This window comes from Vogesella sp. (assembly GCF_046297735.1).
GTDB classification, from domain to species: Bacteria; Pseudomonadota; Gammaproteobacteria; order Burkholderiales; family Chromobacteriaceae; genus Vogesella; species Vogesella urethralis.
Map to the genome: position 1 here is coordinate 31,941 of NZ_JBKBHK010000002.1, position 12,136 is coordinate 44,076.

Here is a 12,136-nt window from a genome sequence, read left to right on the forward strand (position 1 = left end):
CATTTTTTCGGGGACGTAATGGCACGTCAGCGTCCGGTGTCGAAAGAGGTCCCGTAAAGAACGAACGGCCGCGGACAGCGGCGCGTGCGGGTGCTGCCTGCCACTGTCTACCGGTATAGTTGGTGCTGGCGGATATAGGCCAGAACCGGCTTGGCAATCTGCCCGCTGCAGTCTTCGCCCTGGGCCAGTTGCGTACGCAGCTGGGTGGCGGAGAGGGGGACGGGTGGCAAGGTCAGGGCGCGCATTGTACCGGAAGGCGCGCTGTTTGAAAAATCAGCCACTTGCGCCGCCTGCCAGCGACGAGCGATGTCGGGGTGCAAGTGTGCGGGGTCGAAGCCGGGTCGCACGGCCACCGCCAGGTTGGCCACGTCGAACAACTCGCGCCAACGGTGCCAGGTGTGCAGGTTTTGCAGCGAGTCGCCACCCACCAGAAACCATAGTGCGCTGCCGGCGGGCAGCTCGGCGCGAATTTCTTCCAGTGTTTCGATGGTGTAGGCGTGGCGCGGGCGGTGTACCTCGCGGTCGTCTGCCAGCCAGCCGGGGCGGCCGGCAATGGCCAGCTGCAGCATGGCCAGCCGCTGTTCGGCACTGGCCTGCGGCCCTTGGGCGCGGTGGTAGGGTTGGCCGGCCGGCACCAGGTGCAGCTGTGTCAGCCGGCATTGCTGCCAGAAAGCGTCGGCCATGCGCAGGTGGGCAGCGTGCACCGGGTCGAAGGTGCCGCCGAACACGCCCACGCAGCGTGGCGTCGGGTCAGCTGGCGTAGCCATCCACGATCAGGTCGAGCTGGCCGGTAGCCGGGTGGATGACCAAGCCATGTACCGGGATGTCTTTGGGCATCAGCGGGTGGCTGCGGATGGTACTGACGGTGTGACGTACGCTGTCTTGCACGTTATCGAAGCCTTTCAGCCAGCCATCCAGATCGATACCTGCACCGCGCAGCGTGCTGATGGTGTCGGCGCTGACGCCACGTTCTTGTGCGTTGGCCAGAATGCGGGCCGGGTCGATGGCGCGCATGCCGCAGTCGTGGTGTGCTACCACGCACACTTCTTCGGCGCGCAGTTCGTACACGGCCACCAGCAGGCTGCGCATCACCGAGCCCCACTGATGAGTAACCAGTGCGCCGGCGTTCTTGATCAGCTTGGCGTCGCCGTTCTTCAGGCCCATGGCCTTGGGCAGCAGTTCTACCAGGCGGGCGTCCATGCATGCCAGTACCGCCAGGTTTTTGTCCGGAAACTTGTCGGTCTGAAATTGTTCATACTCACGTGCTGCTACAAAGGCACGGTTGTGTGTCAGCAGGGAATGCAGCAGTCCCATCGGGTTCTCCTTTCGCTGCCGGCCCGGGCACGGGGCAGGGTGGCGGTCGGCAGGGGGGTAGCGTTGGCCGCAGCCAGGTCTGGCCGGGCGGCACGGTTGCGTGGCCGCGGATGGCGGCTTGCCGCTACCGGATGATTGGTATGTTTGCTCTATCGATAGCGGGCGCCATGCTACCACGACGCTGGGGCGGATGGCGTGGGCTGCTTGCGCTATACCGCGTGTGCCCTTGCTGTCTGATCAGCCTGCTGCTGGTATTTTCAAGCCGGGTGCAGTGCAGGCCTACCATCGCGAATAGTGGTCTTCGGTGACGCCGGCCAACCGTTTTACCAGATGGCTGCGCCCGGTATCGGGGTGAGTAAGGGTACCGCTGAAGTGGCCGATGGGCTGGATGTAGCGGCTGGCGGCGATGAATAGGTCTTTGTTTTCGGCGCGGGCGCCTTCGGGCTGGAACTGCAGATCCACGGTGCCATCTTCGGTGTGGATGTGCCAGGGCGCCAGCGGGTTGGCCGCGTTGTACTCGAAATGGGCTGCCCCCACCGCTAGTAGCTCGCCATCCAGCCAGAGCGCGTTTTCGGCCTTGCCCATATAACCGGCCTGCAGGTTGAAGCCTAGCCCGGGGGCATGGGCACTGGCCCAGCGCCAGCAGGTTTCGCGGGCCAGCAGGCCGTTGGACGCGTCCAGGCTGGCTACCGCGCCATCCAGCGAAAAGCGGTGCCCGGCACAGTCTGCAAAGCCGCTGGTTGCCAGTGCACTGCTTTTGTGGGTGGCATGTGCTTGCCAGTTGGCCGGGGCGATGACGGCTAGCGTTTGCGCTGCTGTCGGCAGGGCGATGTGGGCGGCCAGTTGCAGGGCTGAGGTGTTGATGGTGAGCTCCAGCCGCTGTTCGGCGCGGCGGAAGGCAATGCGGTCGCGGCCGCGCTGGAAAGTGGCATCGCCGAAGGCACGGTTTTCCAGCCGGGCCGACAGCAGCGGCAAGCCATCGGCACTGAAGTCAGCCAGTAACCTGTGCTGACGGCGATCGAACAGGTAGGCAAAGGCCGTGCTGATCCAGCCTGCGTCTACCACGGCGACACCAATGAAGTAATGGTCGTGTGCGATGGCAGCGTATTGCCAGCGCTTGTGGCGCAGTGGTCGCAGCACGCGCTGTAGCGCCGTCAGCGGTAGCGCCTGCCAGGATAGCTGGCCGATATGGCCACAATAAGTACCGAAGGCGGGAATGCCGCGTTCATGTACCAGCCGTGCCGGGGCGGGAGGGAGAGCACTGAAAGCCATGGTGGCGATGGCGGCGGGCTACCGCAGCAGTGGACACCGACACAGTCTAGCGCAGAATACCGCGTTGGCGTGAGATGGCGGCATATTGGCGGCCAGATGATGTCCTTAGCCTGCAATTGTGTTGATGATACAGCTGCGATGTCGAGCGGAAAATTGGCGCTGCTACCCAGATTTTGTACGTAATGACTGCAGTTATCTGTCAGGTTTTGTTACATTCAGGGCATAGGTGCTGTACTCGTAGCGGTTGCCACAGCATGGTACTGCCGCCACATCACAAAGCTTGGCTGCCGCATTGGTTTTACACTATCAATAATTAGATAATATTCACGCTACTGACGTGGCGAGACATGACACACCATAGAGGGTCATCACATGGATTTGACTGTGTTGCACGATAACGCCAACCGCGCGGCCAGCCTGCTCAAGAGCCTGGCCAATCCGGACCGGTTGTTGTTGTTGTGCCAGCTGGTTGCCGGCGAGCGCACGGTGTCCGAGCTGGAAAAGCTCACCGGCATCCGCCAGCCCACCTTGTCGCAGCAACTGGGTGTGCTGCGTACCGAAGCACTGGTCAGTACCCGCCGCGAAGGCAAGTGGATTTACTACCGTGTCGCGAGCCAGGAGGCGCTGTCCATCCTGGAAACGCTGTACGGTCTGTACTGCGGTCAGAAATCCAACACCGTGTGCGAGCCTGAGCAAGAGCGCGTCTAGATCTGCCCCGGCTCGCCCCGCAGTTACTGCCGCTGCGGTAACCGTGCCAGGCGGGCTGCAACTTTTCTGTCGGGCGTTCTATCATAGTGGCATGACACTGCCTTCCCGCCTGGTCGCGCTGGCGACCGTTTGCTCCTTGCTGTGGCCGGCTGCGCCCGTTGCCTCCCATGACCTGCCCAATCTTGGTACCGTTGCCGAATCAGCGTTGCCCCAGGCCGAGGAAAACCGCATTGGCCGTGACATCCTGCGTTCGCTGCGCGACGAAGGCGACGTCATCGACGACGCCGAAGTGGTGTCTTACCTCAATGATTTGGGGACAACCCTGGCGGCCACCGCGCAGGCGCCGCAGCTGCAGTTCAACTTTTTCGCCGTCAACGACCGCAGCATCAACGCGTTTGCCTTGCCTGGCGGTGTCATTGGCGTCCACAGCGGCCTGTTGCTGAGCGCGCAAAGCGAAGCCGAGGTGGCCGCTGTGCTGGCGCACGAGATTGCCCACGTTACCCAGCGCCATCTGGCGCGCATGCAGGAAAACCAGGGACGCAGCCAGCTCTGGCTGTTGGCCGCGGTACTGGCCGGTGCACTGGCCGGTGCCCGCAGCAGCAATAGTGATGCGACCTTTGCCGCCATCAATGCCGGCGTTGGCTTGTCCGCCAGCCAGCAACTGGCCTATAGCCGGGATTTCGAGCGCGAGGCCGACCGGCTGGGCATGCAGTACCTGGCCGCAGCCGGCTTCGACCCGCGCGCCATGCCGGCTTTCTTCCAGCGCCTGCAGCAAGAGCAGCGCCACAATGACAACAACAGTTTCGGTTTCCTGCGTACCCACCCGCTCACCGGGGAGCGCATCAGCGAGAGCCAGGCGCGCGCCCAAAGCTACCCTCTGAAAATGCGCGCCAATAGTCAGGACTTCCTGCTGGTACGCGAAAAATTGCGCATTGCTACGCTGGGTCCGGTCGATGCGATCGCTTATTATCGCCAGGCATTAGCTGCCGGTCGCTATCTGGACAAGGGCGCCATGCTGTTCGGCCAAGCACGGGCCTGGCTGGCGCAAGGCGATGCCGCTGCTGCGGGTGCTGCTTTGCCGGCGGTACAGCAAACATTGGGCAACCATCCGTCGGTATGGCTGTTGGCCGGAGATGTCCAGCGTGCCAACGGCCAGTTGGCCGCGGCAGTCCAGACTTACCAGCAGGCCATGCAAACGTGGCCGGCGCGACGCGGCTTGCGGCTGGCCCTGATCGATACCCTGTTGCAAGCCGGCCGTGCTGCCGAGGCGCGCCAGGCCATCGACCAGGCCTTGCAGCGCTATGGCGACGACCCGTTGCTGTGGCGGCTGGCGGCCCGCAGTTATGGCGAAGCCGACCCCTTGCGTTACCACGCTGCGCTGGGCAACGCGTTCTTTTTCGAACAAAAGTTCGATTCCGCACGCTTGCAATACCAGCTGGCCAGCCGCGCCAAGGGCGAAGACTTCTACCTGCGCTCGGCCATCGAAGCCCGTTTGCGCGAGCTGGACGCCCAGCGCCAGAGCGCACCCTGAGCCGCTTTTGTACCGCGGGGTGGCAGGGGCGCGGCAACGGTTGGCCGCCCAGGCGCGATTCCGCGCCGACGCCGTCTGGCGGCGCTTTGCGCGTAGTCGCGTCACAACAAGGTTAGCTGCCTGTAGCAATCGCAAAAATACAACATGATGCGGCGCAATATCCCTGATTTTAAAGCTGCTTTTCAGTGAAAACCCCAATAGCCTATTCCGCCTGATTGCAGGCACGATTTACACTCTGCACCGTGTAAGAAAGTTTTCGTTTCCGCAAATTTTATTTGCGAAAATGTTCGCTTATAATCCGTGTTGTACCAAAGCGGCCCGTACCCCCGGGCCAGAAGCAAAATGCAGGGCGTCGCGACAAGGTGCCCCAAACAAGAATGTGAGGATGTGAGATGGCAGCAATCTACCCTGACGATATCGATCCGGTTGAAACCCACGAATGGACCGATGCGCTGGAGTCCGTACTGGACAACGATGGTGCGGAACGCGCCCATTTCCTGCTGGAAAAAATGGTTGAGCGCACCCGTCGTCGCGGCGCCCACCTGCCATTCGAAGCCACCACGGCTTACCAGAACACCATCCCGGTAGGCAAAGAACAGAAGTCGCCGGGCAACCACGAGCTGGAACACCGTGTCCGCTCCATCAACCGCTGGAACGCGATGGCCATGGTGCTGCGCGCCGGCAAGAAAGACCTGGAACTGGGTGGCCACATTGCCTCCTTCCAGTCGTCCGCCACCCTGTACGACGTAGGCTTCAACCACTTCTGGCGCGCCCATAACGACGAGCAAGAAGGCGATCTGGTGTACTTCCAGGGCCACATTGCCCCGGGCGTGTACGCTCGTGCCTTCCTGGAAGGCCGCATCTCCGAAGAACAGATGGACAGCTTCCGCCAGGAAGTGGACGGCAACGGTCTGTCTTCCTACCCGCACCCGTGGCTGATGGAAGATTTCTGGCAGTTCCCTACCGTATCGATGGGCCTGGGCCCGTTGATGGCCATCTACCAAGCCCGTTTCCTGAAGTACCTGGAAAGCCGTGGCCTGGCCAAGACCCCGGGTCGCAAGGTGTGGTGCTTCTGCGGCGACGGCGAGATGGACGAACCGGAATCGCTGGGTGCCATCGCCCTGGCGGCGCGCGAAGGCCTGGACAACCTGGTCTTCGTGATCAACTGCAACCTGCAGCGTCTGGACGGCCCGGTTCGCGGTAACGGCAAGATCATCCAGGAACTGGAAGGCGACTTCCGCGGTTCCGGCTGGAACGTGCTGAAAGTGATCTGGGGCTCGCGCTGGGACCCGCTGCTGGCCATGGACACCAAAGGCCTGTTGAAGAAGCGCATGGACGAGTGCGTGGACGGCGATTACCAGACCTTCAAATCCAAAGACGGCGCCTACGTTCGCGAACACTTCTTCGGCAAGTACCCGGAGCTGCGCGAGATGGTGGCCAACATGTCGGATGAGGAGATCTTCAACCTCAACCGCGGCGGCCACGACCCGCACAAAGTGTACGCGGCGTACTACGAAGCCACTCACAACGCCAACGGCCGTCCGACCGTGATCCTGGCCAAGACCATCAAGGGTTACGGCATGGGTTCCAGCGGCGAAGCCCAGAACGTGGCGCACCAGGCCAAGAAAATGGCGCTGGAAAACCTGCGCAAGTTCCGCGACCGTTTTGCCATCCCGATCTCCGATGAAGATCTGGAAAAAGTACCGTACTACAAGCCGGCCGAAGACAGCCCGGAAATGCAGTACATGCGCGAGCGCCGTGCCGCGCTGGGCGGCTACCTGCCGGCCCGCAAACCGGTGAAAACCCCGCTGGCGGTACCGGGCCTGCACGTGTTCGACAGCCAGTTCACCGATTCCGGCGAGCGCGAGTTCTCCACTACCATGGCCTTCGTGCGTCAGCTGGGCATCCTGCTGAAGGACAAGAACATCGGCAAACAGATCGTGCCGATCGTGCCGGACGAATCGCGTACCTTCGGTATGGAAGGCATGTTCCGCCAGTACGGCATCTGGTCCACCCAAGGTCAGAACTACGTACCGCAGGATGCCGACCAGCTGATGTTCTACAAGGAATCCAAAGACGGCCAGATGCTGCAGGAAGGCATCAACGAGCCGGGCGCGATGTCCTCGTGGATTGCGGCAGCCACTAGCTACGCCAACCACGGCATCCCGATGATTCCGTTCTACATCTACTACTCGATGTTCGGCTTCCAGCGTATCGGCGACCTGGCCTGGGCAGCGGGCGACATGCGTGCCCGCGGCTTCATGCTGGGCGGCACTGCCGGCCGTACCACCCTGAACGGTGAAGGCCTGCAGCACGAAGACGGCCACAGCCACATCCAGGCCGGCCTGATCCCGAACTGCATCAGCTACGATCCGACCTTCGCCTACGAGCTGGCCGTGATCCTGCAGGACGGTCTGCGCCGTATGTATGTGGAACAAGAGGACGTGTTCTACTACATCACCCTGATGAACGAGAACTACACCCACCCGGCCATGCCGCAGGGCGCCGAAGACGGCATCCTGAAAGGGATGTACCTGTTCAAGGACGGCGGCGACGCCGAGGTGAAAGTACAGCTGATGGGCTCCGGTACCATCCTGCGCGAAGTGATTGCCGCCGCCGACCTGCTGCGCAACGACTTCGGCATCGCGTCCGACATCTGGAGCGTCACCTCCTTCAACCAGCTGCGTCGTGACGGCATGGAAGCCGCCCGCCACAACCTGCTGAACCCGGTAGGCGAGCAACGCGCGTCTTACGTGGAACAGCAACTGGCCGGCCGTAGTGGCCCGGTGGTGGCAGCAACCGACTACATCCGCAACTACGCCGACCAGATCCGCGAATACGTGCCGGGTCGCTACGTGGTGCTGGGTACCGACGGTTTCGGCCGCTCCGACAGCCGCGCCAAGCTGCGCGAGTTCTTCGAAGTGAACCGTTACTACGTGGTGGTTGCCGCCCTGTCGGCACTGGCACGCGAGGGCAAGGTAGACGGCGCCCGCGTACAGGAAGCCATCACCAAGTACGGCATCAACGTGAACAAGCTGCCGAGCTGGAAGGTATAAGCCGCCTGCGGCCAACCTTGGGGCAGGGCGCGCCGCACGGCGCCCCTGCACTAGCCGAATAGAGGCAGCCGGCGCCCTGGCGCCTGCTGCCCCACGATGTGGATAAAGCCATGAGCAATCTGATCGAACTGAAAGTGCCCGACATCGGTGGGCACAGCAATGTAGACATCATCGAAGTATTCATCCAGCCGGGTCAGACCGTTGCCGTTGACGACAGCCTGATCACGCTGGAAACCGACAAGGCCACCATGGAAGTGCCGGCCGAAGCCGCTGGCGTGGTGAAAGAAGTGCGCGCGGTACTGGGCGGCAAGATCTCCGAAGGCGACGTGATCGCCATCATCGAAGTGGGCGCTGCGGCGGCCGCGCCGGCGCCGGCTGCTGCCGTTGCTGCCCCGGTGGCTGCTGCTCCGGCTCCGGTAGCAGCCCCGGCACCGGCCCCTGCTGCTGCCCCGGCCGCTGCGGCCAACGTTGGCCGCAGCGAGATCCGCATTCCGGACATCGGCGGCCACAGCGGTGTGGACGTGATCGAGGTATCGGTAAAAGTAGGTGACGAGATCAAGGTGGACGACAGCCTGATCACGCTGGAAACCGACAAGGCCACCATGGAAGTGCCGGCTACCGCCGCCGGCCGCGTGGTGGAAGTGAAAGTGAAAGTAGGCGACAAGGCCAGCGAAGGCGACCTGATCGTGGTGGTAGAAGGTGCCGGCGCCGCCGCTGCACCGGCTGCTGCCGCGCCGGCCCCTGTAGCCGCTGCGCCGGCTCCCGCCGCCGCCCCTGCCGCGGTAGCCGCCCCGGCCGCCGCACCGGTGGTGGCCCCGGTGGCCGCTGCCGTGGCTGCCGCGTTCAACGAAGCCGGTTTTGCCAAGTCGCACGCCGGCCCGTCGGTACGCAAGCTGGCTCGCGAACTGGGCGTGGACCTGTCCAAGGTGAAGGGTTCCGGTCGCAAAGGCCGTATCGTTGAAGACGACGTGAAGGGCTTCGTGAAAGCCATCATGCAGAACCCGGCTGCCCTGGCACCGGCTGCCGCCGCACCGGCAGGCAGCGGCGTGGGCCTGGACCTGCTGCCGTGGCCGAAGGTGGACTTCGCCAAGTTCGGCCCGATCGAAACCAAGCCGCTGTCGCGCATCCAGAAGATTTCTGGCGCCAACCTCAGCCGCAACTGGGTGATGATTCCGCACGTCACGTTCAACGACGAGTGCGACATCACCGAGCTGGAAGACTTCCGCAAGACCATCGGCAAGGAATGGGAAAAGTCCGGTCTGAAGATCAGCCCGCTGGCCTTCATCATCAAGGCCGCCGCCGAAGCGCTGAAGGCGTTCCCCACCTTCAACAGCTCGCTGGACGGTGACAACCTGGTGCTGAAGCAGTACTACCACATCGGCTTTGCTGCCGACACGCCGAACGGCCTGGTGGTACCGGTGATCAAGAACGTGGACCAGAAGGGCATCAAGCAGATCGCCAAGGAGCTGACCGAGCTGTCCGCGCTGGCGCGCGACGGCAAACTGAAGCCGACCGACATGCAAGGCGCTACCTTCACCATCTCCAGCTTGGGCGGCATTGGCGGCACCAGCTTCACCCCGATCGTGAATGCGCCGGAAGTGGCCATCCTCGGCGTGTGCAAGAGCCAGATCAAGCCGGTATGGAACGGCAAGGAGTTTGCACCGCGCCTGATGTGCCCGCTGAGCCTGTCCTTCGACCACCGCGTGATCGACGGCGCCGCTGCGGCCCGCTTCACCGTGTACCTGGGCAAGTTGCTGTCCGACGTACGTCGCCTGATCCTGTAATCACCGGTAGGGTGGGCAAAGGCCCATGGCCGTGCCCGCCACACAGTAATGGCGGGTAGGCGATGCCTTGCCCGCCCTATATTGCGGATGGAAAACCATGAGCAATCTGATTGAACTGAAAGTGCCGGACATCGGCGGCCACAGCAATGTGGACGTGATCGAAGTGTTCGTGAAAGTGGGCGACACCGTTGCCAAGGACGACAGCCTGATCACGCTGGAAACCGACAAGGCCACCATGGAAGTGCCGGCCGAACACGCTGGCGTGGTGAAAGAGCTGCGTACCGCCGTGGGCGGCAAGATTTCCGAAGGCGACGTCATTGCCGTGATCGAAGCCGCTGGCGCCGCTGCGGCCGCCAGCCCGGCACCGGCAGCTACGCCGGTCGCCGAGGCACCGAAAGCTGCCCCGGCCCCGGTTGCTGCGCCGCAAGCGGCCAGCCACGCCGGTGCTGCCGACATCGAATGCGACGTGCTGGTACTGGGCGCCGGCCCTGGCGGTTACTCCGCCGCCTTCCGCGCGGCCGACCTGGGCCTGAAAGTGGTACTGGTCGAGCGTTACGCCACCCTGGGCGGCGTGTGCCTGAACGTGGGCTGCATCCCGTCCAAGGCGCTGCTGCACAACGCGGCGGTGATCGACGAGGTGAAACACCTGGCCGCCAACGGCATCAAGTTTGCCGCGCCGGAAATCGACATCGACATGCTGCGTGGCTACAAGGAAAAAGTCATCGGCAAACTCACCGGTGGCCTGGCCGGCATGGCCAAGGCACGCAAGGTGCAAGTGGTGCGTGGTGTCGGCCAGTTCCTGGACCCGTACCACCTGCAGGTGGAAACCACCGAAGGCAGCGGTCAGGACAAGACCGGCGCCAAGCAGGTGATCAAGTTCAAGAACGCCATCATCGCCGCCGGTAGCCGCGTGGTGAACCTGCCGTTCATTCCGCAAGACCCGCGCATCGTGGATTCCACCGGCGCGCTGGAGCTGAAAACCGTCCCCGGCAAGATGTTGGTGATTGGTGGCGGCATCATCGGCCTGGAAATGGGCACCGTGTACTCCACGCTGGGCGCGCGCCTGGACGTGGTGGAAATGATGGACGGCCTGATGCAAGGCCCGGACCGTGATCTGGTGAAGGTATGGGAAAAGTACAACGCCCATCGCTTCGACAACATCATGACCGGCACCAAAACCGTGGCGGTAGAAGCCAAGGAAGACGGCATCTACGTGACCTTTGAAGGCGCCAAGGCCCCGAAAGAGCCGCAGCGTTACGACCTGGTACTGGTGGCCGCCGGCCGTGCGCCGAACGGCAAGCTGATCGGCGCCGAGAACGCCGGCGTGGCCGTGACCGACCGCGGCTTCATCGAAGTGGACAAACAGCAGCGCACCAACGTGCCGCACATTTACGCCATCGGCGACATCGTTGGCCAGCCGATGCTGGCACACAAGGCGGTGCACGAGGCGCACGTGGCAGCCGAAAACTGCGCCGGCGGCAAATCCTACTTCGACGCCCGCGTGATTCCGGGTGTGGCGTACACCGACCCGGAAGTGGCCTGGGTAGGCGTGACCGAAGAGAGCGCCAAGCGTGATGGCATCAAGATCGAAAAAGCGGTGTTCCCGTGGGCTGCCTCCGGCCGCGCCATCGCCAACGGTCGCGACGAAGGCTTCACCAAGCTGATTTTCGACGCCGAGACCCATCAGGTAATCGGCGGCGCCATCGTGGGTACTCACGCCGGCGACATGCTGGGCGAAATCTGCCTGGCGATCGAAATGGGCTGCGACGCCACCGACATCGGCAAGACCATCCATGCGCACCCGACCCTGGGCGAGAGCATCGGCATGGCCGCCGAAGTGGCACACGGCAGCTGCACCGACCTGCCGCCGCAACGCAAGAAGTAAACCCCGCGCCTGCGGCCAACGTTGGCCGCACGGCAAGGTAACGCAAAAAGGGCAAGCCCACGGGCTTGCCCTTGTTACTGATGCTGCCTGTTTGCTACGCGAGGCGGATGGATAGGCCGAAGTGGCAAGCGGGTGTCCGGCTGCGCAAGGTTTGCTTGTGCTCCGGTTCAGGCCACGTGCGGTAGCGTGGTAGTGGAGGGTGTGTCGGCTAGCAGGTCGGTAGGGTAGTCGGCAAACAGGCGCTGATGCAGCGCGTTGTGGCTGCCAAGATGGCAGCCCAGACGCCAGTCTTCCAGCAGCTGCAGCGCCAGCTCGAATAGCGGGTAGTCCAGCCGGTACAGCAACGCGGGCTGGAAGCTGCCGCCGTCTTGCAGGGCGGTGAGTAACTGGCGCAGGATGTCTCTTTGCTCGATGGGCAGCGGCTCAGGCAGGGCTGTGTGGTGACGGTGGCGCATGATGGTGACCTCAGTCTGGACGATGAATGCATTTTCACCTGTCATGCTAGTTGCCATCTCGATAAGATTCCCCTGCTAGGTGCAGCCGGTTTGCACTGCATCAAATACGGCTGGCATTATCGGGCGCAGCT

9 protein-coding genes are annotated in these 12,136 nt (G+C 63.1%); 5 read left to right on the plus strand and 4 right to left on the minus strand.

Features of this window, described 5'->3' with window-relative positions; all coding sequences use genetic code 11:
- Positions 1–107: 107 nt before the first annotated feature.
- The 3 genes from nadD to ACK4FZ_RS02790 form a co-directional block, all read right to left on the minus strand.
- On the minus strand, positions 108–767 hold the full coding sequence (gene nadD, locus ACK4FZ_RS02780; protein WP_409818202.1) for a nicotinate-nucleotide adenylyltransferase: 660 nt from the start codon (positions 765–767) through the stop codon (positions 108–110).
- Positions 751–1,314, minus strand: a complete 564-nt coding sequence (locus ACK4FZ_RS02785; RefSeq protein ID WP_409818203.1) for a beta-class carbonic anhydrase — start codon at positions 1,312–1,314, stop codon at positions 751–753. The genes nadD and ACK4FZ_RS02785 overlap by 17 nt, the downstream gene beginning before the upstream one ends.
- A gap of 279 nt (positions 1,315–1,593) precedes the next feature.
- Positions 1,594–2,586, minus strand: coding sequence for a DUF2804 domain-containing protein (locus ACK4FZ_RS02790; RefSeq protein ID WP_409818204.1), 993 nt, complete (start codon positions 2,584–2,586; stop codon positions 1,594–1,596).
- Positions 2,587–2,958: 372 nt separating this feature from the next.
- Here ACK4FZ_RS02790 and ACK4FZ_RS02795 point away from each other — a divergent pair, with 372 nt between their 5' ends.
- The 5 genes from ACK4FZ_RS02795 to lpdA all read left to right on the plus strand — a co-directional run bounded on the left by ACK4FZ_RS02795 (position 2,959) and on the right by lpdA (position 11,550).
- A complete protein-coding gene (locus tag ACK4FZ_RS02795) occupies positions 2,959–3,294 on the plus strand; it encodes an ArsR/SmtB family transcription factor (protein ID WP_409818205.1) in 336 nt (111 codons plus the stop codon).
- Positions 3,295–3,385: 91 nt separating this feature from the next.
- A complete protein-coding gene (locus tag ACK4FZ_RS02800) occupies positions 3,386–4,825 on the plus strand; it encodes a M48 family metalloprotease (RefSeq protein WP_409818206.1) in 1,440 nt (479 codons plus the stop codon).
- A 392-nt stretch (positions 4,826–5,217) separates the two neighbouring features.
- On the plus strand, positions 5,218–7,881 hold the full coding sequence (aceE, locus tag ACK4FZ_RS02805) for a pyruvate dehydrogenase (acetyl-transferring), homodimeric type (RefSeq protein WP_144370880.1): 2,664 nt from the start codon (positions 5,218–5,220) through the stop codon (positions 7,879–7,881).
- A gap of 110 nt (positions 7,882–7,991) precedes the next feature.
- Complete coding sequence (gene aceF / locus ACK4FZ_RS02810) at positions 7,992–9,665, plus strand: dihydrolipoyllysine-residue acetyltransferase (protein WP_409818207.1); 1,674 nt, start codon at positions 7,992–7,994, stop codon at positions 9,663–9,665.
- Between the two features lie 97 nt (positions 9,666–9,762).
- Positions 9,763–11,550, plus strand: a complete 1,788-nt coding sequence (gene lpdA, locus ACK4FZ_RS02815; protein ID WP_409818208.1) for a dihydrolipoyl dehydrogenase — start codon at positions 9,763–9,765, stop codon at positions 11,548–11,550.
- A gap of 167 nt (positions 11,551–11,717) precedes the next feature.
- On the opposite strand, the gene ACK4FZ_RS02820 is transcribed toward lpdA, so the two are convergent.
- Positions 11,718–12,050, minus strand: a complete 333-nt coding sequence (locus ACK4FZ_RS02820; RefSeq protein WP_409818209.1) for a hypothetical protein — start codon at positions 12,048–12,050, stop codon at positions 11,718–11,720.
- Positions 12,051–12,136: the final 86 nt, after the last annotated feature.